Here is a 24,040-nt window from a genome sequence, read left to right on the forward strand (position 1 = left end):
GCTATTTACTTTCTTTACTAAAAAATAAAAAGCGCTCCACTTACTTTCTAAAAGTAAGGGAGCGCTATATTTAGCGAATTTTAGTTCGTTCCTCTTTTTAAGGAGCCCAAAAAAGATTTTACTAGCAACGACTCTAAATGTCAAGACTAGGAGATTATTTATCCTCATCCTCGTCATCAAATTCGTCGTCGTCTTCCTCGTCATCCTCATCAAGGTCATCGTCATCGATTTCATAATCTTCATCGAAGTCATCATCATCTTCTGACAAATCGTCATCTAGTAGATCATCATCTTCTTCATCTAAATCCTCATCCTCATCTAGAAGCTCTTCGTCATCTAGATCAGCATCAAAGTCATCAAAATCGTCATCTTCATCTAGGCTATCAAAATCATCGAAGTCATCATCGACAGCTTTTTTCGCTTTCTTCTTCTTCGGTTTTGTGACTGTTACGACATCTTCTTCTGACTTATCTACAGGATACCATAAACGAAGCCCCCAACGATTGTCTCCTAATGATAAGAAGCGACCATCAATATTAACATCTGTATATAATTGTGCTATTTTTTCATTAACCTCTTCTTCACTTAACCCAACTAATTTTGCTACTTCATCCATTAGTTCATTAAACGCATAAGGTGTTTTACCACCATTCATAATTTCATGTGCTACATCAATTAGCGACATTTCTTTTAGTTCTTCTTGTGTGTATTTATCAACACTCATTCTTTTGCACTTCCTTTCTTATCTACTCTTATCCCTTTCCTGAAAGCTCGGACTGAAATTCAGGTGGAAGTTTCACTTTTCGGGAGTTTATTATTTTTCTATGCTTTTGTTGATCATTCTGCAATAAATCCTATAACCTATTTTAATGCCTTTTGAAAAGAGCTTTAACTAAAATAGTAAAAATACATATTCTCCATTATAAACAAATTTTAGGTGAATATGCTAGTTCTAGTTAAGGTTTATTTAACTTTTCTTCAAAATAAAAGTTTTCCTTCTCTTTTCCCATTATTTTTGAATGTTTGTTCTTAGCTAGTTTAAAAAACAGAAGGGATAAAAGAAAGAAGCCAATGGAACCTAAGTGATGCTTATAAAGGAAAGTAAACACCACCATATATACAGGTATTCCCATCCATATCCATAATTTCCGCACTGCTAATCCATCCCAACTAAATGTAGAATATTCTTACTTCTAGGATAACGATTCTATCAAGGGGTGCGCAAGTCTATACTCTATTTTTTCTTTTCTCTCCCATCATTTATTGTAATTTTGATGAATAGCAATCTCTACGGACATTACCAAGCAAGGTATGAAAGGAAGGGAATATCGGCAATACTATCCTTCTAAGGAGGGCATTATGAATGAAGACATTCTTGATTATCCTAAGCATTATTGCCATACTCATTTTCCTTCTTTACCTGGACTTTCAATTAGGTAAGAGAGCTCAGCACCAAAAAATCAATCGAAAAAATCATCCTTTTAGATATAGTGACTTTCACATTTACTCGGACGGAACGGAGCTTTTTCCAGCCCTCTTTCAAGCAATTGAAGAGGCTACTGATCATGTCCATATTCTTTTTTATACTATTAAAACAGACAGTATTTCCAAAGAGTTTCTCAATCTTTTAAAATCAAAAGCACATGAAGGAGTGGAAGTGCGTCTTATTTTAGATTGGTTAGGAAGTTATAAAATAAGAAGAAAAGTTAGGGAAGAATTAAAAAAGGCTGGTATTCAGTTTGCTTTTTGCCAGCTTCCATCTTTCCCTTATCTATTTTATTCCTTGCAGGTTAGAAACCATAGAAAAATTGCTATTATTGATGGTAAAGTTGGTTTTATGGGCGGCTTTAATATTGGCAAGGATTATATTCATGCCAATATTAAATTGAGCCCGTGGCGTGACTATCATCTTAAATTGATTGGCGAAGGGGTCGATGACTTACAGCGAGAATTTTTAATGGATTGGTTAAAAGCTTCAAAGATAAATCTACTGCAAAATCGAATATATTTTCCTGTGCAAAAAAAGGGAGCATCTAGGCATCAAATAATTCCTACACAAGGGGTTTACTTAGAAGAAATAGTCTGTCATGTCATAAAAAACTGCAAAAGTTCTCTTTTAATTACCACTCCTTATTTTATACCTAGTAAACAAATAACAAGCGAGTTACTAAGAGCATTACATAGAAATATTTCCATTACTATCCTTATTCCAGATAAGGCTGATCATTTATTGGTCAAGGAGGCTTCTTTTCCTTATTTACGTACATTGCTTGCACATGGAGCAAGTGTTTATCAGTATATGAATGGTTTTTTTCATGGTAAATTAATTAATATTGATAATGAAATTATCATTATTGGTTCAGCCAATTTTGATAGACGCAGTATCTTTTTAAATCATGAGTTAAATTGTTGTATCTACGACCAAGGCTTTATAGAAAGAATGAACAAGATTACAACAGAGGATTTACAGCAGGCAAAGGAGTTATCTCTTGAAGGTTTAGATACCATTACAATGAGAAGTAAGCTAAAAGAATGGATAGCCCGCCTTTTCGCTCCATTTCTATAAACACATTACGGAACTATCCCTAGACGTTTTGTAAAGACATGCCCGGAATATAAGTATTCCAGCTAAACATAACCCCAAACAATCACAAGAAGTAAATAAAACTTCTTGTGACTGTTTGGGTCTTTATTTTTAAAAAAGAATTATTTTGTAGTTATTTTCCGCAGACGGAATACCATTCACTTTCCATGGGCTACCCCTAAGCTGCTTCGGATTTGCAACCAATATCCAATCAATCATAAACATCGTTACTGTTTTTTATGACTGGTATTTTTATTTTGACAAAAAATGATTCTTCCTTATAGGTGTAATCAAGATAGCCACAATGCTTCTTCACGATATCAAGGATGATTCTTGTTCCATATCCTCGTTCTTTCCCCATCTTCGTCGACTTACCAAATTTCTTATATAAAGAGTCTAAGATGGAAACTGGAATAGGCAAGCAGTCATTTTTGCATGTCAGTAAATAAAGCCCACTTCTTTTGGATAGCCGAATAGTAATATGGGCCTCTCGTTGATACTCTTGCTGCCATTCTCGACTTGCTTCTAAGCTATTAGACAATAAATTTCCTACTAAACCGACGATATCCTTTTCTTTCATCGGCAACGTCGATAAAGGTATATCAAAATCATATTTTAGCGCGATATTTTCCTGAACCGCCTGCTTATAAACTCTATGCAAGACAGAGGCTACAGATCCACTTTCCCCTTTTATAGATAGATTTGTTTCTTCATATCCTTCTACCAGTTCGTCTAAATAACACTTAGCATGGGAGGAACCCTCTTTTTCCAGCATAAAATGCACAGCTGAAATATGCTTTAAAAAATCATGTCTTTCGCTGCGCACTACTTGAAAAAGTTCATTATATTGGCTTATCTCCTTCTCGTAGGACTCTTTTGCCTGTTGTAGTGAAAAGATTTTTCCTCCAATCATAAACCGCACTATTTCTATTAGTACAAACAACAGCAGGAATAATATATTCCAGTATGTGAAAGTAACCTGAATATGCAAAAGCAAAACCAATGATTGTACAAGCCAGAAGAGAACTTCTAAGCTGGAAGTAATAACAGCTTTATCTTGATGTAAATATTTCGAAAAAACAAAGCATATTCCCACAAAGAATGCAAAGATCCAATATGCTTGCACTGAAAAACTTACGTGGTCGATTACTATTTTGCTATGTATGGTGCTATAGACAGCAATAAGCAGCCAATAAAAATGGTTATTATTAATCATATATACCTCTTTAAAAATAATTTTCCTGAAGAAAATCTACCTTTTCCTTTGTAATCAATGCCTTTTCCTCTAATCCTTCGAATGCTACAGCATAAGAGTTCTTTGCATAAAGAGAAAAATTTTTAACATAATGAATGTTTATAATAAAGGATCGATGGGAGCGAATAAAATCTCTTTCTCTCAGTTCTCCCTCTAATTCATTTAACGTTTGATATGTTTTGATCGCTTCTGCTTTTGTATAAATGGTTGTTGACCTTCCAGATCGTTCAATAAAAACAATATCCTTCTTTTGGATAATGTGAATTTCACTCTTTTGCTTAATATAAAGTCTTCCAGCAATCTCTGTAGACTTTGTCTTTTCTAATGCTCGGTGTACCGATTGGGTAAGCCGCTCCTTATTATAAGGCTTCATAATATAGTCATGGACGTTCAGTTCAAAGGCATGAACAGCATAGCCACTAGTACCTGTTACAAAAATGACCAAAATATTCAAAGCATGAGAATGAATAATGTCCGCTAATTCATATCCCGATAAACCTGGCATTTCAATATCCGCAATTAACAAATCAATGCTTTCTTTTTTTATTTCCGTATAAGCCTCTTCCGCAGAAAGTGTTGAGAAGATAATCTCAACATCAGGAATACCGGAAACAATGCCTATTAATTTATCTAGATCAATCATACGGTCATCAACTAAACCAACTCTCAACTTTTCTTTCTCCCTTCATCCCCACAAATACTGACAGAAATTACCCTTTTTATTTTACCATGATTTCTCTACGTTCGGATGGGTTTCACCGCATTTTCCATCCCCACAAGTATTCCTATATGCGGTATCCTCCCTTTTCACGACATGAAAAGCCATTTTCGTGACATAATGGCAGAAAAAAAGAGGCTCTCCGATTATGATAAATGTAACGAAACCAATACGAGGTGAAAGAGTATGATAACAATTCAAACGGTTACTAAAAAATTCCAAGATAAAAAAACTTCTGTAACAGCCCTGAAACACGTGTCATTTTCCATAAAAAAAGGAGAAACAATTGCTTTACTTGGAGAGAATGGAGCAGGCAAGACGACGCTTCTACGTTCCATTGCCACCCTTATTCAACCAACAGAAGGAACTATAACGGTTGATCAATATGATACAAAGAAAAACCCAAATGAAATTAAACAAAAAATTGGTGTTCTATTCGGTGGAGAAACTGGTCTTTATGAGCGATTAACTGCAAGAGAGAATTTGGAGTACTTTGCTAATCTATACGGATTAGGAAAACATGAAACAAAGGTAAGAATCGATGAGCTTTCTAGGATGTTTGGAATGAGAGATTATTTAAATCGCAAGGTTGGCGGCTTTTCTAAAGGGATGAGACAAAAAGTGGCGATTGCACGAGCGATTATTCATGACCCCGAAATTATTCTTTTTGATGAACCTACAACAGGCTTGGATATTACTGCTTCAAATGTATTCCGCCAGCTTGTTCATCAATTAAAAAGAGAAGGAAAAACCATATTATTTTCCAGCCACATTATGGAAGAAGTAGCGTTGCTTTGTGATAGCGTTGCTATGATACACAAAGGAGAGCTTGTCTATCATGGAAAGCTTGAAGATTTATACAAAGCGGAAGGCAGCCAGGACCTAAACTACATCTTTATGAGTAAATTAGTTAGAGGAGGAAACACATATGCTATTTAAATTATTTTTAAAAGAATTAAAGGATTCATTTCGCGATAGACGCACATTACTACTTTCCGTTTTCTTACCGATTATTATGATGACAGGCTTAATCCTCTTTTATGAAAAGTTAGTATCTAGTGATGAAGGAGACACCTACCAATTAGCCATTCCAACAAATATAAACGAAGAGATGAAAGCTAATTTAGCTGCTTATACAAACATTGAATTAATAGATTCTGATAATCCCGAAAAAATGGTAAAAGACGGAGATGCACAGGCTGCCATACTGATAGAGAATGGTTTTAGCGCAAAACTCAGCCAAGGAGAAAATACCAATATCGTTCTCATTGGAGATTCCTTTAGTGAAAAATCTTCTACGTTACTTTCGATTGTTATGAATGCATTAAATGAATACGAAAAGATGGTGGTAACAGAACGATTAAATGAAGCAGGTGTCGAAAGTTCGATTGTACAGCCTTTCTCTATTGAACAACAAGAAATTTCTGCAGAGGACCCAACCATTAATTTAGTCGCTATGCTTATTCCATTAATCCTATCATTAGCTTTAGGAGTCGGAGCTTCTCCTGCCGCTGCGGATCTGTTTGCAGGAGAAAAAGAAAAGAAAACAATGGAGGCATTATTAATGACTCCCGTAAAGCGTTCAACTTTAGTTATTTCTAAATGGTTAACTATCACCACCATTGGGGTTTTAACTGGTTTGATCACTTTGCTGGTAGTTGTGCTTGAAATTGCCTTTTTTACGGAAAATTTAAAAAATGCTGTTCCTGTGCATGATAATTTTGCATTAATTATCTTATTCGCTTTGGTTATGACGATTATTTACTCTATGTTAATTGCTTCATTGCTTATGATTACTAGTATTATTGGTAAGACGATTAAAGAGGCTCAAAGCTATAGCACACCGATACTGCTTCTGACTATTTTTCCAATGATGCTTTTATCAACTACTGGAATAAATGAATTAACTACTAACCATTTTATTATTCCTTTTGTTAATGTATTTAGCACTCTAAAAGAGTTAATATTCGGGGAAATAATTTATCAGCATTTGCTTCTTACCCTAGGATCAAATTTAGTCTTTATCGTTATTTCCTTTCTGATTGGCAGAATGCTATTTTTAAAGGATAAGTGGGTTATTAATTAAGCATAATAAGTATTTCAATCAAATATAACCCCGAATAATTATACGTACACACTAAAAAAAATATTCGTATAATTGTTCGGGGTTTAATTAATTTTTAAGAAAAAGGGTCTGTGGTGATCAGCCGCAGCCTGAATACACTTCACTTTCTCCATTTAGCAAGCGGCTCAATGCGGCGGGTAAGACTCCGATTTCCAGCGCAAGCTGATTAAGGGAATAATCGTTTTTGACCATAATACTGCAAGACGTAATCACGTCTAATCTATTTCTTTCTACCGGCACTTTCCTCCCCTTCCGTTCTTGAATAATCTATTTTCTATACTTTTAATTACGTTTTTTATGTCATGGAATCCAAAGTCTAAACTATCCTTATTGGTGATTCCAGTCATTTCTCTATTTTATTTCTTGAAAATTGGACAGCAGGAATTTTTTATACTTTGGAAACAGGCAGTGCAGAAAGAAAATCTTGGATATCATTTATATACTCCACATAATTTTTCTTTTAAAGAATTAAAATTGTATAACCTTAAAGATTATTTATTGAACAAGTATTGGGATATTAAAAAACCTTTATTGATCAAGACACAAAAATTTTGAGAAAGAAAATATATTTGAATCTCATCTATCCCCCTTTTTATTTGGACAAGTCGATCGTATTGCCAGTAGCCCAAATGTTTTGAGTTTCCAGTTAGAAATGTATCTTGATTAAATTTTGATAAAAGTATTCTAGAATAATCAACATCCCACATAGACACGCACAGGGGGAAAAGTCATAAGATTGAGGTGGTGTATATGTTTTTAAGAAGATGTATAAACATTTCATGCTGTTTTATTGTTTTACTTATGTTATCTGCATGTCAATCATTAACAAAGTTTAAAGATAAAACCATTGAAGAAACAAAAAAAACAATGCATTTTACTGAGGGTAACGAAAACGAAACAGCTGAAACAATGGAGAGTTTGATTGCTAAGGGAAAATTCGCTCAAGTGGTCTACAACGAAAAACTTTATCAGCTGAAAGATAAAGTTGATGAAGACACAAAAGGAAAAGTCATAGGGGCAATAGGCAAAACTTTCTTTGTAGATAGCGACGGAAAGAGATGGTCGGAAGAAGAACTGAAAGAACCGTATATCTCTCTTGACCCTGATGATATCAGAGAGAAAAAACCTTTACGATATGGGAAGGTTTACAGTGCAAACGAAGACGTCGATGCCAAAGATGAAATCATCGTTGAGTTTAATCACGAGTATTATCGGGCGGTTTTGATTAAGAATGAAAAGGAATAAGGGAGAGTGTGAAATGAGTGCAGTCCTATTAGAAACCAAAAGTCTTACAAAAAAGTTTGGCAAGGAAACAGCTGTTTCAGATGTTTCACTAACTGTTCAAAAAAACAGCATTTATGGTCTGCTTGGACCAAATGGAGCTGGGAAATCGACAACACTTAAAATATTGACAGGAATTTTACGGAAGACTTCTGGTGAGGTTTTCTTCGACGGACATAAATGGGATCGTTCTGATTTGCAAAATATTGGATCTTTAATAGAAGCTCCGCCCATTTACGATAATTTAACAGCATTTGAAAATGTAAAAGTACATGCCACGCTGCTGGGCCTATCTGAAGAGCGTATACACAGTGTGCTAAAGACTGTAGATATGCAGCATACTGGTGAGAAAAGAGCAGGCCAGTTTTCTATGGGGATGAGGCAGCGGCTGGGGATTGCTATTGCTTTATTAAATCATCCTAAATTATTAATTCTTGATGAGCCTACGAACGGGCTAGATCCAATCGGTATTCAGGAGCTCCGAGACCTTATCCGCTCTTTTCCTCAAGAAGGAATAACCGTGATTTTATCTAGTCATATCCTTTCAGAAGTAGAGCAAATAGCAGATCATATTGGGATTATCATCGGCGGTCACCTTGGATACCAGGGCGAAATAAATAAGACTGATGATTTAGAGCATTTGTTTATGGAAGTTGTAAAGGCAAGCCGTGAAAAAGAGGGTGTAAAAAGATGATAAATTATATGAAGGCCGAAAACCTGAAGTTTAAACGGACTTTTTCTAGAAAAATGATTATCTTTGTACCGCTCCTTAATATAGGTTTTTCTTTTTTAATGAACATTCAATTTTTTGTTTCCGGTACTTTTAACTGGTGGTCTATTATTTTTATGCCAGTGATGATTGCTTTACTTTGCTCGTTATCTCATCAAAAAGAAAAAAAAGCCTCTAATTATAATGGCACATATTCATTGCCTATTGATTTGGGGAGATTATGGTATTCTAAGATTGTCATTATTATGGTTTATTCGTTATTATCTCAAATTGTATTTTTAGTGTTTATGTTACTTATGGGATTCGTTTTAGCTGATTTTGCCATTGTTACGCTTTCTACAGTTGCCGCAAGTTTATTGCTTTGGGTAACAAGCCTTTGGCAAATTCCACTTTGTTTATTTGTTGCCAAAAAGTGGGGTCTTACAATAGCAGTAATGTTAAATCTCATAGGAACATTTGTTTTGGGAATAATGCCGGCATCTCGCTCTTTTTGGTGGTTTATTCCGTGGAGCTGGCCAATCCGAATGATGTGTCCAACAATAGGTATTCACCCTAACGGTCTGTTGCTTGAAAAAAATAATCCTTTGTTGAGTTGGATGGTCGTCCCTCCCGCTATATTGATTTCTGTACTATTATTTTTGTTAATAGCGTTTTTAACCAGCCGTTCATTTGCTCCTTCCATTGATTACAGAAGAAAAAAGCAGGGGGCGATGTAAAGTGGGACTGCTTTTGAGGTGTTTACAAGCTGATTTTCAAAAAAACAGGCACACCTCCTTTATGTGGCTGCATTTCATTATCCCTATAGTTTGTTCAGGTGTGTTAATCCTGTATTTTTATGGAAGAGACCAAAGCCAATTTCATTTGTATAAATCTTTTATGGAAGCTATTGCTATTGCATTACCGCTGCTCATAGGGGTTTTATGCGGCATGACCGCATCTTTAGAAGAACAGGCTGGAAAATTCCAAGTGTTGCTGGGAGGCACATCTCCGAAAATTATTGCTTATGCCAGTAAAATGTTAATGCTTCTTCTCATGGAACTTTGCTCAATTGGCATAGCGCTTTTCCTTTATATAATGGGATTAACATTTATTTTAAATGTGCCGGATTTGCCTTATGATATTTTTATAACAGGTGCTGCCTGGCTGGTTGCGGGCAGTGTCGTTCTATATGTTATTTATTTTTTTATCAGCTGTATGTTTGGAATGGGTGCTTCTGTTCTGATAGGCGGAGCGGGCCTGCTTTTGACAGCTCTCATGAATACTGGATTAGGAGATGCGATATGGAAATATAACCCTTGGGCTTGGAGTATTAGATTATCAGGTTTAAATGGGGTTCTCCATTTTATAGAAAAAGGGAATTATTCTTTATTAATGCATGAAATAAATTCAGCGGTATTTATTGTTGTTTTTGGTACAGTATGTATAATTATTGCCAGTCTAATATGGTTTAGCAGATGGGAAGGCAGAAAAACGTTTGAATAGCATGAGGGGGATGGAAAATGGCAAAAATCCTTGCTGTCGATGATGAAAAAGATATTCTTGCACTGATACAAAATATTTTGCGCCGTGATCAGCATAAAGTCGACACTTTAGATCGTGTTAAAGGCCAGCCGCCTGATTTATTTCAAGGATATGATTTAATTTTGCTTGATGTTATGATGCCGGACATTGACGGTTTTGAGCTATGTAAACAGATACGGCCTTTGGTGGATTGTCCCATATTATTCCTCACGGCTAAAACTGAAGAGGAAGCGATAATCAAAGGCCTCATTACTGGCGGAGATGATTATATTACAAAGCCGTTCGGCGTTAGAGAGCTTAGTGCTAGAGTTAATGCTCACTTAAGAAGGGAACGGAGAGACAAACATCAATCGAAAAGAGTCATCTCTGGTTTTTTATTTCATTTTGATAGTAAAGAAGTATTTATCAATAATCAAAAACTTAACTTAACAAAAAATGAATATAAAATATTTGAATTTTTAGCTCAACATAAAGGGAGAACTTTTTCAAGAGAACAAATTTACGAGGAGATATATGGACTTGAGGGGAATGCCTTGTATTCAACAATTACTGAGTTTATCAGAACGATTCGCAGAAAATGTAAAGAGCATAATGCAGACCCTATCAAAACGGTATGGGGATTCGGGTACAAATGGGAATAAATTTTAATGGCCAAAAAACACTTCTTAGAGAACTGATAAAGTATATAGCTGCGTTATGTATTAGTTTGATTGTACTTGCTCTGCTCTATTTATTTATGAATACCATCGCTATGAATATGGGCTTCTCACATCCAGCAAATTATAATGAACAAGAAGCAGAGAAACTTGCGCCGAAGCTGGAACATGTAGATAAAGTAACTGCTGATGTGATTCCTGATACGATGTCATTTGCCCTCCTAGATAAAGAAACAAAACAAAAAACAGCTGGAACTATTAAAGAAACAGATCTGAACCTGGTAAAAAAGAAGCTTGAAAAAAAAACGTATGTCAATTATAAACAAAAAGGATATTTGATTATAGAAAGAAAAAATGAGTATTGTATTTTGCAATATTCATTACGGGCAGATTTCAGCTCACCTTTATTAAGAAAATACCTTCCTAATTATGAATTAACGAGTATCAGTATTTTGATAATCTTGCTCATTATAGACATTTCTATTATAACAACGTACTTTGCTAATAGATTAAGAAAACATTTTGAAACACTGAATGTAATTACTCGATATATAAAAGAGCAAAATTTGCAGTTCACCCCCGAATTTACACATATTAAGGAATTTGATGATGTAATTGACTCCTTAATTGAAATGAGAGATGCTCTTCGGTCATCACTCGAGGCCCAGTGGCGGTTAGAAAAAAATAAGAAAGAGCAAATTGGTGCTTTGGCACATGATATCAAAATCCCGATTACCATTATTAAAGGAAATGCTGAATTACTCAGCTTATCTATTCAAAACGAAGAACAAGCTGAGTATACAAAGTATATTCTTGGAGCAGGAAATCAAATTGAACAATATATTTCTCAGCTTATTTATCTTTCAAGAACGGAGGATTCCTTAACTATTCATTTGGAGAAAGCCTTTATAGATAAGCTGACAGAAACTCTGCAGAAAGATATATCCGCCTATAAAGGAAATAAGAAAATAACTATTTCATTTAAAAAAGAAAATCTCAAGAAAGAGGCGGAAATTGACTGGCAGCTGTTACATAGAGCGTTATTGAATATTTTAACAAACGCGGTTGATTATACACCAGAAGATGGGACTGTCTCGGTGCATGCGGAATGCGATTCTGATACTCTTTACTTTTTGGTAAAAGACACAGGAAATGGATTTTCGGAAAGCGGGCTAAAAAAAGCAACAGAACTTTTTTACATGGATGACAAGGCCCGTCAGTCTAAAGGTCATTATGGAATGGGGTTGACCTTCGCAAAAAATGCTGTGAATCTCCATAATGGAGAACTGACTCTTGGAAACACGATAGAGGGCGGCGGAGAAGTGCGAGTGAAAATACCCTTATATAGAAATCATTAACCCCACGCCCTATCTGGACGTGGGTTGTAATGCTTCGCGCGGTATAAAGCCAAATAAAAATGCTGATGATGATCGAAGCTGCCAGCAATGCTAATATAATACTCAATTTCATCATCTCGTTATTTATTTCTTATATGATCTTACAAATACTGAAGAGTATTATAGGAATAGGAAAATGTTAAATCTCTTCTCCTTACCTTTTTTAATACCAAAAGAAAAAAATCGAATACCTTGCAATGTTGAAGAAATAACCTATTAAAAGGAGGAAAGCATCTATTTTCGCTTTCCTCCTTTTGATTTATTACATTTTTTCTGGTGCAGATACGCCAATAAGCGCCAAGGCATTTCTTAATGTGATTTGCGTTGCTTGGATTAATGCTAAACGTGCTTTTGTTCTTTCTAAGTTATCTGCATCTAAAACTTTTTCAGCGTTATAGAAGCTATGGAAAGTTGATGCCAAATCGTAAATATAATTCGTAATACGGTGCGGCATTCTCTTTAATGCTGCTTCTCCTACTGCCTGCGGGAACTCTCCTAATTTCTTTAATAAGTCAAATTCCTTTTCCGCCGTAATTAGTGCAGCATTCAGCTCATCGGTCAGCTCTATTCCTTGTTCCTTTCCTTGTCTCAAGATACTTGAAATACGAGCATGGGCATATTGTGCATAATATACTGGGTTTTCATTCGATTGGGATACAGCGAGATCTAAGTCAAAATCTAAATGCGTATCCGCACTTCTCATGGCGAAGAAATAACGAGTTGCATCTAGCCCTACTTCTTCTACTAAGTCTCTCATTGTTACAGCTTTCCCTGTACGCTTACTCATCTTCATTTTTTCGCCATTTTTATATAAGTGAACAAGCTGAATAATTTCCACTTCTAATGCTTCTTTGTTATATCCTAATGCTTGGATTGCAGCTTTCATACGAGGAATGTAACCATGATGGTCTGCACCCCAAATATTAATAAGCTTTTCAAAGCCTCTATCTAATTTATCCTTATGATATGCGATGTCTGGCAATAAGTACGTAAAAGAGCCGTCATTTTTAATAAGCACACGGTCTTTATCATCTTCAAAATCAGTAGAACGTAACCATGTCGCTCCATCCTGTTCAAAAATATAGCCATTTTCCTTTAATTTGTTTAACGCTATATCAATCTTTCCATTTTGATAAAGAGATGTTTCGGAGAACCACACATCAAATTTCACACGGAAATCTTCTAAATCTTGTTTTAATTTAGCCATTTCATACTTCAGACCGTATTCACGGAAGAAGTCAAAACGTTCCTGTTCTGAAACATGGACATACTTATCCCCATATTCCTCTGCTAGCTTTTTCCCGATTCCGATAATGTCTTCTCCATGATAGCCATCTTGCGGCATTTCTTTTTCCATCCCTAATGCTTGGAAATAACGCGCTTCTACCGATAATGCTAAGTTATTAATTTGGTTACCAGCATCATTAATATAGTATTCTCTTGAAACATCATAGCCAGCTTTATCTAAGATATTGCAAAGAGAATCTCCTACAGCCGCCCCACGCGCATGACCTAAGTGAAGGTCGCCAGTTGGGTTAGCTGAAACAAACTCCACTTGTACTTTTTCATTATTTCCAACTGTAGTTTGTCCATATTGCTCTCCTGCTTTAAGGATAGTTGGAATTAAATCCGTTAGATAGCTGTTATCCATATAAAAATTAATAAAACCAGGACCTGCTATTTCAACTTTTTTAATAGAAGCTTTCGTTTGATCGAAATTCTCAATAATCGCCTCTGCAATCATTCTTGGCGCTTTTTTGGCAACTCTCGCTAATTGCATCGCCATATTTGTAGAATAATCACCATGGGCTTTATCCTTTGGCAACTCCAATATTACTTCGGGAATTTGTTCTTCTGCTGCTAATCCAGCTTTTATGACACTTTGTTTAATTTCTTCCTTTAGCTTGTCCTTTATTTGATCTACAATATTCATTTTTACTCTGTCTCCTCCTTAAATGAAATAGTCATATGATAGGTTCCATTATCGCTTCCTTGCATCTTTAAATCATATAAAATATCTAATGAACCTGTGGTTGCTTGCTGTTCCACTTCTAGCGCCAGTCTCTTTGTATCGGTAACTAGCTGAAATACACCGTAAGGACTTTCGTAGCTGCCGACCTTTTGTTTATTAATAAGAAAAGGAAGGCGCATTTTGACTGCTCCACTTCGAAGGATTAATCCTTCCTTTTCTGTGATTTTAATAATTGTTTTGATGGTACCTTCTTCTATGATTTCTTCATATTTTATATATTTACTAGTATCTTTTTCTAAGTATTGACCAAACCCAATCCACTCAATACTTTCTTTATTTTTCCCGTTATATATATGTGTTGTAACGTGTAATTTTACAGGCACTTGTTGCCCTGATGGTTGAGACAACGACAACACTTCCTTTTCATTTACTGTGTAACTTTATAAGTATAAATTTTTTAAAGGGGAAGTGCAAGATGGTTCGCAAAAGAACGAAGATATTCTCTCTTGACATAACCCTATATGTAAAAAACCTACAGTACAATCTGCAGGTTTTCGCTTTAATAGTTGCTTAGTTCCTTGATTGGTGTTTGGATAATCACAGGATTTTTAGATGGATCCAGCCATTTTAAAACCTTCACAACGTTTGCTTCTGAAGTTGCTGTACAGCCTAGCGTATAACTATTTGCAATATGGAAGAAAATTGCGCTTCCTTTATTAGGAACTCGCTTTGTATTGTAGTCAATAACAAATCCATATTTGTATGCCGGCACATTCATATTTTCGGCACTTTTCCATTGACCTTTTGTTACCTTTTTCGACTGCCATGTGTTATATAGCTTAGATTTCGGATCATCTACCCAAACATCATCATTGGTTATCTTTCGATAAGGTAATTTTGTCCCAGGATTTTTTTGTGTACCAAACGCTGTTCCGATCGTAAACTTCCCAATGGGTGATTTTTTTCCGCCTTCACTCATATTTGAAGTAAAGCCATATTTCCCAATATGTCCAGTTGTCGTTAAAACCGGAATCCATTCACCCTTTTTATTTTTTTCAAAAGTGCGAATCTCAGCAGAGGATATATTATAGCCATTTGAAGTAACAAGAATCAATTGTTTATTCTTTCCTACTGTTTTTAGGCCAGCTGCTAAATTTTTTGGTTCTGCGGGTTTTTTGGTTGTTAGGTATTTACTTGATGCCCAGCCTGTTTTGCTGCCCACTGTTACCTTGCTCCAAGATCCCTTTGTTTGTGATACTTTTAAAGATTGATTTTTTTTGACTGTCGCAACTACTTTATAGTTGGTTCCTGTACCACTTCTCACATTTAACGTACTTGCTGTAACATACATCGTTTTTGTAGATGTCGTTGCCTTTGCTGCTGGCTTTTTTGTCGTTAAATATTTGTTAGAAGCCCAGCCTGTTTTCTTTCCAACTGTCACTTTATCCCAAGACCCTTTTGTTTGGGTTACTGTTACAGCCTGATTTTTCTTAACGGTTATCACTACTTTATAAGAAGTACCTGGACCACTTCTTATATTAAGAGTGCTTGCTGTCACATATTTCGTTTTTTTACTAGCAGCTTGTACCGTATTTACTGAATGAAAGCCCGCAAATAAAACCATTACCCCTACTAGTAGAACAAAAATCCTTTTCCCCATTTTCATCCTTCTCCCTATGTAATATGATGCCCTCCTTTTCATGGACAAGCATACGCCAAATGCTCCATATATAGTCTAGCAGAACACTATTTCAGTTTCTTAATAACCACATTACAAAGCTACAATATTTTCCTAGTCATTTTCTAAAGTTAATGGTTGAATTTAAAATGTCTAATAATAAAGTCAAACAACCATATGAAATCTTTCGTACAATTGTTTGACTTTATTTCTAGCTGGAAACTATGTCCCAGCTTATTAAAATTATATTATTTTACAAACCCTAAAATCATTTCACGGATTAATTTACTTGCTGTATTCGCTGTTTGCTCAGATGGATCGTAAATTGGCGCTACTTCAACTAAATCCGCTCCAACTACCTGAACATTAGAGCGCGCTATTTCATGAATGGATGCTAATAATTCTTTTGAAGTAATTCCTCCTGCATCCACCGTACCTGTTCCAGGGGCATGCGCTGGATCTAAGACATCAATATCTATGGTTACATATACAGGTCTGCCTGCAAGTGTTGGCAAGATTTCTTTTAATGGCTCTAGCACCTCAAACTTAGAAATATGCATCCCTACTTCTTTCGCCCACTGGAACTCTTCTTTCATTCCAGAACGAATCCCAAATGAATATACATTTTTGGGACCAATTAAATTGGCTACTTTTTTGATCGGCGTGGAATGAGACAATGGCTCTCCTTCATATTCATCACGAAGATCTGTATGGGCATCCATATGTATGATAGCTAAATCCGGATATTTTTTATACATTGCTTGGAACACGCCCCACGATACTAAATGCTCTCCTCCCATTCCAAGCGGAAATTTATTATCACCTAATACTTTGTCCACAAATTCTTCAATCATATCTAAGCTGCGTTGTGGATTTCCAAATGGTAAAGGAATATCCCCTGCGTCAAAATATTTTACTTCCTCAAGCTCTCTATCCAAATAAGGGCTGTATTCTTCTAACCCAACAGAAACCTCTCGAATTCTTGCTGGGCCAAAACGGGAGCCAGGACGGAAGCTAACGGTCCAGTCCATTGGCATACCATACAATACTACTTGGCTTTCTTCATAATTTGGAAAACTTTTAATAAATACATTTCCTGAATACGATTCGTCAAAACGCATTAGTCATCTCTCCTTTTTATTCAAAGACAGTCCAATCATTCCCTTGATTTGCTGTTATCCCCGTCACAGAGATCTTGAACAAACTTTGGTAAGATGAAGGCTGCTTTGTGTAACTCTTTCGTATAATACTTTGTCTCTATCGAATGGAAGCGACTTTCTGGAACATTTAATGGATCATACTGTTTAGATCCAATTGTAAATGCCCACATGCCACTTGGATACGTCGGAATATTGGCGATATATAATCTGGTTATCGGGAATATTTCCTTTACATCTCTTTGCACGGAACGAATGAGCTCTCCTTTAAACCAAGGATTGTCACTTTGAGCAACAAAAAGTCCATCGTCCTTTAATGCTTTCGCTATTCCTGCATAAAAGCCCTTTGTAAACAGATTAACAGCTGGACCCACTGGTTCTGTGGAATCAACCATAATAACATCGTATTTCTTCTCGCTTTTGGCAATATGCATAAACCCATCGCCTACTTGTACATCTACTCTTGGATCATCCAGCTTACCTGCTATCTCTGGTAGAAACTTCTTACTATATTCAATTACTTTACCATCAATATCAACAAGCGTCGCTTTTTTGACACTAGGATGCTTTAAAACTTCTCGAATAACCCCGCCGTCCCCACCGCCAACAACTAGAACATACTCAGGATTGGGATGTGTAAACAGTGGAATATGTGCTACCATTTCGTGGTAAACAAACTCATCTCTAACAGAAGTCATCACCATATCGTCCAATAATAGCATATTTCCCCATTCTTCTGTTTCTACCATATCTAACTTTTGAAACGGTGTTTGTTCTGTATGTAATGTACGCTTGATTTTCATAGTGATTCCAAAATCGTCGGTCTGCTTCTCTGTAAACCAAATTCCCATTGACATATCCTCCATTCATTTGATTGGTATAAAGTTTCTTATATGCTAAACATTCCTAGTTTCTTCATTTCTTGTGAGTACAATCTTCTTTTTATACTTCCCAATCAAACAAATAACAAACACGAAAAAAGTATAGTGGATATTCGTATAAAAGCAAAGATTTTTTTTTATATTCCATGATAAAAATGTTTAAAACGCCAATCTTTACCACATACTAGTTTTATCTATTTATCTTTCATTAATGCGATAAAAGAACAAAGAAGGTTCTACTTAGGAGGTGTCATGTTTTGGAAGTCATTGTAAATAAACTTAAAAACTCTGGGAAATATTTACGTCTATTGATTATATTAGGACTTCTTTTCATGATAACCGCAAGCATGATTTTTATCGGTATATATGTATATGCTCGTACACTAGGTCCTCCACCGCTAGCTGTTTCTCAGTCAACAATCTACTATTCAGATGATGGCAGCATTATTGGCGAAAGCAGCAATGGACAGAAAAGGTATTGGGTATCCATTGATGATGTTAGTCCCTATTTAGTAGACTCTACTGTTTCTATTGAAGATAAAAACTTTTATTCTCATCACGGCTTTGACTATAAACGAATTGGCGGTGCTATTTTAGCCGACATAAGAGCAATGGCAAAAGTTCAAGGCGCGAGCACAATAACCCAGCAATATGCTCGAAACTTATTTTTAGAGCATGAAAAGACGTGGAAGCGAAAAATTGCAGAGGCATTTTATACACTTCGATTAGAAATATTCTATACAAAGGATGAAATTCTAGAAGGCTATATCAATACCATTTATTATGGTCATGGAGCATATGGAGCAGAGGCTGCAAGCCAATACTACTTTGGAAAAAAGGCCTCCGAACTAACATTAGGAGAGGCAACCATGCTTGCTGGTATTCCGAAGGGACCTAGTATATATTCTCCTTTTTCATCGATGGAGAATGCGAAAAAAAGACAGGGCATCATCCTAAATTCCTTAATTGAAAATGGATATATAACAGAAGAGGATAAGCAGTTAGCTTTAACGGAAAAACTGTCGTTAGTAGGAAAATTTCCAAATGCTAGTGTCGAAACAGCTCCTTATTTTCAAGATACTGTAAAAAGCATTCTAAAAAACCAGCTTCATTTAGATGATAAAACGATTCAATTAGGTGGATTAAGAGTGTATACAACCTTGAATACAGAGCAGCAAAAAATAGCAGAGGAAACGATTAACCAGACGATAAATAAGGATAGTAATATACAAATTGGCTTCGTTGCCATGGATCCAGCTACAGGCCACGTTAAGGCAATGGTAGGTGGAAAAGATTATGAAGAAAGTCCATTTAACAGAGCAATTCAAGCAACTCGGCAACCTGGTTCGACGATCAAGCCTTTATTGTATTATGCAGCTCTTGAACATGGATTTACACCGGCTACGATGATGAGCAGCGAACAAACAACCTTTCGCTTTGATGATGGGAGAGATCCATATACCCCGCATAATTTTAACAATCAATATGCCGATGGAAATATTACCATGGCACAGGCATTAGCTGTCTCTGATAATGTTTATGCGGTTAAAACCCATCTTTTTTTAGGGCAAGATACATTGGTAAAAACAGGCAAGAAATTCGGCATTACAACCGATTTACAAGAGGTTCCATCTCTCGCTCTTGGAACGTCTAATGTTCGTGTGATTGATATGGCAAATGCCTATAGTATATTTGCCAACGGAGGAAATAGGGTATCTCCTGTTTTCATTACAAAAATTGAGACAAATGATGGGCAGATTCTCTATGAACATAAGACAAAACCAGAAAAGATTTTAGATACGGATTTAACGTTTGTGATGAATCAAATGATGACAGGCATGTTTGACCCTACTCTTAATGGCTATGCCTCTGTAACAGGAAGTACTATTAAAGACGACATCACAAGAATTTATGCAGGAAAATCTGGCTCCACTGAATCAGACAGTTGGATGATTGGTTATACTCCACAGCTAGTATCCGCTGTTTGGACAGGCTATGATCAGGGAGAGCCTATAACGTTAGCAGCCGATAAAACATATGCAAAGAAAGTTTGGGTTCAGTTTATGGAACATAGTTTAAAAAAAGAGCCGATCAAAGGATTTACACCAACTAAAGGTACTGTTGGCGTTTATATCGATCCTAAGAGCGGCAAACTCGCATCAGCTGCATGTGATACAAAAAGAATGATGTACTTTACTAAAGATACTGTACCAACAGAATTTTGTGCTGATTTACCAAAAGAAGACTCTAAGGAAAAACCAGCAAATAAGGACAAAGCAAAAGAAAAAGTACCATGGTATAAACGAATTTTACCGTGGTAGAAGGAACTTGATAAAGCATACTACCAGCTCTTTTGAGTGTAGTATGCTTTTTTGTTTAGGTGCAACAGGGTAAAGCTCCCCTCTACTCCCTTTCCCCTTACTTCCTCTCCCCAAAGGACTCAGACAACGGTTCTATCACCTATTCCTCCTCAAGCCATACATCTTCTATATGCTTTCTTTTTTGCTGCTTGTTTATTTTCCGATATTCTTTCGATTTAAAAATAATATCGAAATCATAATCTTGCGGATATAGCTCTGTTCCTTTTATATAGAGCTTTAATCGTTTTTGGTTCACGGTTCTTTTTTCCTGTCGAACCTGCACTATATATCTTCCTTGTACATCAGGACCTTGATAAACAATTCCCATTTCATCCGTCTCTGTAAGAATCACATTATCTCCTCTCTCAAAAATAGGCTCCCGGGATGGAAGGGTTTTAGTCGTTTTTTTCTCTACTGCCTTTCGCGCGTATTTATTGATTACAATTTGCTGCTGAAAATCCAGCTCCTTTAAATTCTGTTCATGATGGAAATTCCGAAATGTTTTATACGTTATCTGGTGCGCCTTTTCAATGAGCTTAGGGTGCAAGCCTAATTTACTTGCAATTTCAAATGCCTGGCTTCTTCCGCTTTGTCCCAGTAATAGTTTATATGTTGGTCGCAATGTATTGATATCAAATTCCATTGTTCCATTTAAAAAACCTTCTGTTTGATCTGCAAATTCTTTCATCTCGCTATAGTGAGTGGTCGCAAATAAGGTTGCTCCTTTTTGATAAAGTTGTTCTAAAATGACAATAGCAAGAGCCATACCTTCTCCGGGATCGGTCCCTGATCCTAGCTCATCAAGCAATACAAGGGATCGGTCATTGGTTGTTCTTAAGATATCAATTATATTTACTAATCTGGAGCTAAATGTACTTAAATTTTGTTCAATACTTTGTCCGTCGCCTATATCCACAAATATATGTTGAAAAATGGCGATTTTACTCCCTGCTTTCGCTGGAATTAATAAGCCAGATTGAGCCATCATTGTTAATAAACCAATTGTTTTTAATGTGACTGTTTTCCCACCTGTATTTGGTCCTGTAATAACAAGGGCACGATGCTCTTCTCCAAATGAAATAGTTAAAGGAACTGCTTTGTCTCCAAGCATTGGATGACGAGCCTCTTTTAAATAAATCGTATAATCTTCTGATAAGAAAGGCGGCTTTGCAGCAATTACTCGGCTATATTTTGCTTTCGCAAATAAAACATCATAATAGTGCATCGTTTCTATTGCTAAATTAATGGCCTCTTCCTCAGCCAAGAGCTTCTCCGTTAATTCATATAGAATTCTTTCTACTTCAGATTCTTCTGCTAGCTTCATGGTTTCGATTTCTGCTTGCATGTCAGCAAGTTCAATTGGCTCAATAAATACCGTCGCTCCAGATGCGGATGTATCCAGTACACTACCTTGGATTTTCGTTCGATATTCTCTTTTTACAGAGAGGGTCAAATGACCGTTACGCTCTGAAACAATTTTGTCCTGAAGATAGCCCGTATATTTTTTCGATTTCACTAATTGACTCGCTTTTTCTTTTACTCGATCTGTCAGGATGGACAGCTGTCTTCTTAAATAGGCTAAATCACTAGAAGCATAATCATCCACATTACTATGTCTAATACATCTTGCTATTTCCTCTGTAAGCTCTCTAACATCAGGAATGGATTGAACATAAAGCGAGACATTTGGTGCCGCATATTCCTTATCCTTCATAAATTGTTTAAGCTTGGTACAATGTTCCAAAAAGGAAATAACAAACGGAAATTGATCTGCTCGAATATAAATCCCTTTTTTTGCTTGGCTTAAATAAATAGACATTTCATCAAGTGTATGAATCGGCACACTACTAGATATTTCTATGATTTTCATAGCCTCTTCTATTTCCTTGATTGACTGCTCCATTCTTCCTTTATCCTGCAGCGGTCGCAGTTTTCGTATTGTCTTTTTCGCTAAATTTGTTTTGGCATAGGATTCTATCTCTTCTAAAATTTTATAAAAACCTAATACTTCAAATGCCTGTTGATTCATTTTAATTCCTCCTATTTTTCTTCAAATAGCCCTTAAAAATAGAAAAAGCCAGCGTGAACAAACGCTCACACTAGCTTTTTGGGGTAGACCTATCCGCTTTAAAGTGCCGGATTAGGAGATCCTTTGCAATAAAGAAATAAAAACTATGACAAATATGCCATAGCTTTTTATCATCTATTGCTTGCTATGAGGCTTATTCTTAACCTTCCTTGAAATACCCATGCTAAATAAACCGGTATATCCCCAGTTTTTTAACAAAATTCAAGGCCGTATATAATTAACGGTTAGTTAAGAACACTCACACTCATAAAACAATCTCCTTTAAAAGGGCTTTTTATTTTTTATTCCCTTTTAGTTTATCGATTTTTCTTTTCTTTTGTCAACATTTTCAAAAAATTAATTTACTAAAGAGAAAATTTCATTTCTCAATAGTTAAGAAGGGGATAAGTCTTGTTTCAGCTGTTCTACAGAGTTATCCCATAGTCGCTGATCATGTTTTTTCAAAAAATCTGCCAGCACCTTTTTAGACTTCTCATCCATATGATCGACCATAATATGTCTTTTCATACTTTTATCCATCTTATTCACATGCTCTGGAAGAGACTTATAACCCCTGCGAATAGAACGATCCACAGTCATTTCACACGCTGTTACACCAGCATAATAAGGACCTTCAGGCTTACGGTCAATTGTCACCCAGACTAACCAGTAAGGCTTACCATTAGGAACCTCTTCTTTTGTTTTCAAAAATTTGATGCCACGTTCCACTGCACTTCTTGCATGCATGGCGCCGATATCAACGATGGCTTCTCCCTCTTCTACATCAATAATAACAGGAGATACATTTTCTAAACTAAGACTGCCAATTCCAAAGCCTTTATGCCCATCGGTTGGGTCATTTTTAATAATATTAAAGCCTATTGTTTTCTTCTTTTTTTCTTCCATGTTCATACTCCTTTTGCGATTTATTATAAATGATCGCGGATTGGTATAGCTTGACGATTTTTTATTTGTCGTGTATATAAAGCCGACTTTTATCCTCTGCAAAATCAAAAGAACAATTGATTAAACAGCGATAGAAAAAAGTATCGTATCACTTCAATCCAAGGGAATATCGTATAGCTTGATAAACCTGTAACAATTAATACAATAAATAAAATAGATCCATAAACCTCATACTTGGACATCGCTGCTCTTACCCGCGAGGAAACGAGATCTTCAATAATTCGATAACCATCTAAAGGGGGCAAAGGAAGCAAATTAAAAGCAAAAAGTAATAAGTTCATATAAACAAAAATTTCAAAAAACGGATATAAATCAAAATTACTTCCCGCTGGTACTTGTAACTTTATTAATATTGCAATAATGATAAAGCCAAGAAAAGCTAGTATTAAGTTACTGACAGGACCTGCTAAAGTGACTAATACTCCAGCTAATTTTGGTCGTTTAAAATAATGACGATTAACCGGTACTGGCTTCGCCCATCCGAATCCTGCGATTAAGATAAAAATTGCCCCTATGAGATCAATATGAGCGATTGGATTTAGCGTTAATCTTCCTTGCTTTTGCGCCGTGGGATCTCCAAATTTATAGGCTACAAATGCATGTGCGAATTCATGGAAGGTAAAACCTACTACAATGGAAATAATAATATAAGGCAAATCCGCCAAATTTTGCGAAAATAACAAATGATTAG

Annotated in this window: 21 protein-coding genes and 1 pseudogene; 10 read left to right on the forward strand and 12 right to left on the reverse strand. The window is 35.9% G+C overall.

Annotated features, from left to right (window positions below; translation table 11 throughout):
* Positions 1-154: 154 nt before the first annotated feature.
* Positions 155-724 (reverse strand): DNA-directed RNA polymerase subunit delta, encoded by a 570-nt coding sequence (gene rpoE, locus MHH96_RS04035; RefSeq protein WP_047940766.1) that lies wholly within the window; start codon positions 722-724, stop codon positions 155-157.
* Between the two features lie 639 nt (positions 725-1,363).
* Between rpoE and cls the strand changes: the two genes are divergently transcribed.
* Positions 1,364-2,566, forward strand: a complete 1,203-nt coding sequence (gene cls / locus MHH96_RS04040) for a cardiolipin synthase (RefSeq protein WP_047940768.1) — start codon at positions 1,364-1,366, stop codon at positions 2,564-2,566.
* A gap of 229 nt (positions 2,567-2,795) precedes the next feature.
* Here the strand turns inward: cls and MHH96_RS04045 are convergent, their stop codons facing one another.
* Both MHH96_RS04045 and MHH96_RS04050 read right to left on the reverse strand, forming a co-directional pair.
* The gene (locus MHH96_RS04045) at positions 2,796-3,800 is read right to left on the reverse strand and encodes a sensor histidine kinase (protein WP_053215586.1); all 1,005 of its coding nucleotides are present in this window, start codon (positions 3,798-3,800) and stop codon (positions 2,796-2,798) included.
* A gap of 10 nt (positions 3,801-3,810) precedes the next feature.
* On the reverse strand, positions 3,811-4,509 hold the full coding sequence (locus MHH96_RS04050) for a LytR/AlgR family response regulator transcription factor (RefSeq protein WP_095258223.1): 699 nt from the start codon (positions 4,507-4,509) through the stop codon (positions 3,811-3,813).
* Positions 4,510-4,743: 234 nt separating this feature from the next.
* Here MHH96_RS04050 and MHH96_RS04055 point away from each other — a divergent pair, with 234 nt between their 5' ends.
* Together MHH96_RS04055 and MHH96_RS04060 are read left to right on the forward strand one after the other, a co-directional pair.
* Entirely contained in the window at positions 4,744-5,496 is a 753-nt protein-coding gene (locus tag MHH96_RS04055) for an ATP-binding cassette domain-containing protein (protein WP_047940769.1), read from the forward strand.
* The gene (locus MHH96_RS04060) at positions 5,486-6,643 is read left to right on the forward strand and encodes an ABC transporter permease (protein WP_341116759.1); all 1,158 of its coding nucleotides are present in this window, start codon (positions 5,486-5,488) and stop codon (positions 6,641-6,643) included. Before MHH96_RS04055 ends, MHH96_RS04060 begins: the two co-directional genes overlap by 11 nt.
* A 144-nt stretch (positions 6,644-6,787) precedes the next feature.
* On the opposite strand, the pseudogene MHH96_RS04065 reads toward MHH96_RS04060, so the two are convergent.
* Positions 6,788-6,902 (reverse strand): annotated as a pseudogene (locus MHH96_RS04065) (transcriptional regulator); the annotation flags it as partial.
* Between the two features lie 530 nt (positions 6,903-7,432).
* Between MHH96_RS04065 and MHH96_RS04070 the strand changes: the two are divergent.
* The 6 genes from MHH96_RS04070 to MHH96_RS04095 are packed head-to-tail and all read left to right on the forward strand — an operon-like array spanning position 7,433 to position 12,228.
* Complete coding sequence (locus tag MHH96_RS04070; protein WP_047940772.1) at positions 7,433-7,927, forward strand: NisI/SpaI family lantibiotic immunity lipoprotein; 495 nt, start codon at positions 7,433-7,435, stop codon at positions 7,925-7,927.
* 13 nt (positions 7,928-7,940) lie between these two features.
* Positions 7,941-8,657: a lantibiotic protection ABC transporter ATP-binding protein gene (locus MHH96_RS04075; protein ID WP_047940773.1), complete on the forward strand. Its 717-nt coding sequence runs from the start codon at positions 7,941-7,943 to the stop codon at positions 8,655-8,657.
* Positions 8,654-9,409, forward strand: a complete 756-nt coding sequence (locus tag MHH96_RS04080; protein ID WP_047940774.1) for a lantibiotic immunity ABC transporter MutE/EpiE family permease subunit — start codon at positions 8,654-8,656, stop codon at positions 9,407-9,409. Before MHH96_RS04075 ends, MHH96_RS04080 begins: the two co-directional genes overlap by 4 nt.
* Before the next feature lie 13 nt (positions 9,410-9,422).
* The gene (locus tag MHH96_RS04085) at positions 9,423-10,175 is read left to right on the forward strand and encodes a lantibiotic immunity ABC transporter MutG family permease subunit (protein ID WP_235850582.1); all 753 of its coding nucleotides are present in this window, start codon (positions 9,423-9,425) and stop codon (positions 10,173-10,175) included.
* A gap of 17 nt (positions 10,176-10,192) precedes the next feature.
* Positions 10,193-10,855 (forward strand): response regulator transcription factor, encoded by a 663-nt coding sequence (locus MHH96_RS04090; protein WP_047940776.1) that lies wholly within the window; start codon positions 10,193-10,195, stop codon positions 10,853-10,855.
* A complete protein-coding gene (locus tag MHH96_RS04095; RefSeq protein WP_341116765.1) occupies positions 10,846-12,228 on the forward strand; it encodes a HAMP domain-containing histidine kinase in 1,383 nt (460 codons plus the stop codon). Before MHH96_RS04090 ends, MHH96_RS04095 begins: the two co-directional genes overlap by 10 nt.
* A 301-nt stretch (positions 12,229-12,529) precedes the next feature.
* Here MHH96_RS04095 and argS read toward each other — a convergent pair whose 3' ends face one another.
* The 5 genes from argS to speE all read right to left on the reverse strand — a co-directional run bounded on the left by argS (position 12,530) and on the right by speE (position 17,925).
* A complete protein-coding gene (argS, locus tag MHH96_RS04100; protein ID WP_047940778.1) occupies positions 12,530-14,200 on the reverse strand; it encodes an arginine--tRNA ligase in 1,671 nt (556 codons plus the stop codon).
* Between the two features lie 2 nt (positions 14,201-14,202).
* Positions 14,203-14,646 (reverse strand): DUF1934 domain-containing protein, encoded by a 444-nt coding sequence (locus MHH96_RS04105; RefSeq protein ID WP_341116767.1) that lies wholly within the window; start codon positions 14,644-14,646, stop codon positions 14,203-14,205.
* Between the two features lie 152 nt (positions 14,647-14,798).
* Positions 14,799-15,899 (reverse strand): SH3 domain-containing protein, encoded by a 1,101-nt coding sequence (locus MHH96_RS04110; protein ID WP_047940780.1) that lies wholly within the window; start codon positions 15,897-15,899, stop codon positions 14,799-14,801.
* Between the two features lie 266 nt (positions 15,900-16,165).
* Positions 16,166-17,038: an agmatinase gene (speB, locus tag MHH96_RS04115; protein ID WP_047940781.1), complete on the reverse strand. Its 873-nt coding sequence runs from the start codon at positions 17,036-17,038 to the stop codon at positions 16,166-16,168.
* Positions 17,039-17,073: 35 nt separating this feature from the next.
* On the reverse strand, positions 17,074-17,925 hold the full coding sequence (speE, locus tag MHH96_RS04120; RefSeq protein ID WP_047940782.1) for a spermidine synthase: 852 nt from the start codon (positions 17,923-17,925) through the stop codon (positions 17,074-17,076).
* A 287-nt stretch (positions 17,926-18,212) separates the two neighbouring features.
* Here speE and MHH96_RS04125 point away from each other — a divergent pair, with 287 nt between their 5' ends.
* Positions 18,213-20,276 carry a transglycosylase domain-containing protein gene (locus tag MHH96_RS04125; protein WP_047940783.1) on the forward strand — a complete coding sequence of 688 codons (2,064 nt, stop codon included), beginning with the start codon at positions 18,213-18,215 and terminating at the stop codon, positions 20,274-20,276.
* A gap of 139 nt (positions 20,277-20,415) precedes the next feature.
* Here MHH96_RS04125 and MHH96_RS04130 read toward each other — a convergent pair whose 3' ends face one another.
* The 3 genes from MHH96_RS04130 to MHH96_RS04140 all read right to left on the reverse strand — a co-directional run bounded on the left by MHH96_RS04130 (position 20,416) and on the right by MHH96_RS04140 (position 24,032).
* Positions 20,416-22,344: an endonuclease MutS2 gene (locus tag MHH96_RS04130; RefSeq protein ID WP_047940784.1), complete on the reverse strand. Its 1,929-nt coding sequence runs from the start codon at positions 22,342-22,344 to the stop codon at positions 20,416-20,418.
* A 432-nt stretch (positions 22,345-22,776) separates the two neighbouring features.
* The gene (locus tag MHH96_RS04135) at positions 22,777-23,289 is read right to left on the reverse strand and encodes a YwhD family protein (RefSeq protein WP_047940785.1); all 513 of its coding nucleotides are present in this window, start codon (positions 23,287-23,289) and stop codon (positions 22,777-22,779) included.
* Positions 23,290-23,393: 104 nt separating this feature from the next.
* On the reverse strand, positions 23,394-24,032 hold the full coding sequence (locus tag MHH96_RS04140; protein WP_047940786.1) for a site-2 protease family protein: 639 nt from the start codon (positions 24,030-24,032) through the stop codon (positions 23,394-23,396).
* Positions 24,033-24,040: the final 8 nt, after the last annotated feature.

The organism is Niallia sp. FSL K6-0212 (assembly GCF_038007605.1).
Taxonomy (GTDB): domain Bacteria; phylum Bacillota; class Bacilli; order Bacillales; family Cytobacillaceae; genus Niallia; species Niallia circulans.

Bases quoted from the DNA above. Each gene is read 5' to 3' on its own strand.
- rpoE (WP_047940766.1), bottom strand. From the start codon at position 724: ATGAGTGTTGATAAATACACACAAGAAGAACTAAAAGAAATGTCGCTA.
- cls (WP_047940768.1), top strand. From the start codon at position 1,364: ATGAAGACATTCTTGATTATCCTAAGCATTATTGCCATACTCATTTTC.
- MHH96_RS04045 (WP_053215586.1), bottom strand. From the start codon at position 3,800: ATGATTAATAATAACCATTTTTATTGGCTGCTTATTGCTGTCTATAGC.
- MHH96_RS04055 (WP_047940769.1), top strand. From the start codon at position 4,744: ATGATAACAATTCAAACGGTTACTAAAAAATTCCAAGATAAAAAAACT.
- MHH96_RS04060 (WP_341116759.1), top strand. From the start codon at position 5,486: ATGCTATTTAAATTATTTTTAAAAGAATTAAAGGATTCATTTCGCGAT.
- MHH96_RS04070 (WP_047940772.1), top strand. From the start codon at position 7,433: ATGTTTTTAAGAAGATGTATAAACATTTCATGCTGTTTTATTGTTTTA.
- MHH96_RS04075 (WP_047940773.1), top strand. From the start codon at position 7,941: ATGAGTGCAGTCCTATTAGAAACCAAAAGTCTTACAAAAAAGTTTGGC.
- MHH96_RS04080 (WP_047940774.1), top strand. From the start codon at position 8,654: ATGATAAATTATATGAAGGCCGAAAACCTGAAGTTTAAACGGACTTTT.
- MHH96_RS04090 (WP_047940776.1), top strand. From the start codon at position 10,193: ATGGCAAAAATCCTTGCTGTCGATGATGAAAAAGATATTCTTGCACTG.
- MHH96_RS04095 (WP_341116765.1), top strand. From the start codon at position 10,846: ATGGGAATAAATTTTAATGGCCAAAAAACACTTCTTAGAGAACTGATA.
- argS (WP_047940778.1), bottom strand. From the start codon at position 14,200: ATGAATATTGTAGATCAAATAAAGGACAAGCTAAAGGAAGAAATTAAA.
- MHH96_RS04110 (WP_047940780.1), bottom strand. From the start codon at position 15,899: ATGGGGAAAAGGATTTTTGTTCTACTAGTAGGGGTAATGGTTTTATTT.
- speB (WP_047940781.1), bottom strand. From the start codon at position 17,038: ATGCGTTTTGACGAATCGTATTCAGGAAATGTATTTATTAAAAGTTTT.
- speE (WP_047940782.1), bottom strand. From the start codon at position 17,925: ATGGGAATTTGGTTTACAGAGAAGCAGACCGACGATTTTGGAATCACT.
- MHH96_RS04130 (WP_047940784.1), bottom strand. From the start codon at position 22,344: ATGAATCAACAGGCATTTGAAGTATTAGGTTTTTATAAAATTTTAGAA.
- MHH96_RS04135 (WP_047940785.1), bottom strand. From the start codon at position 23,289: ATGGAAGAAAAAAAGAAGAAAACAATAGGCTTTAATATTATTAAAAAT.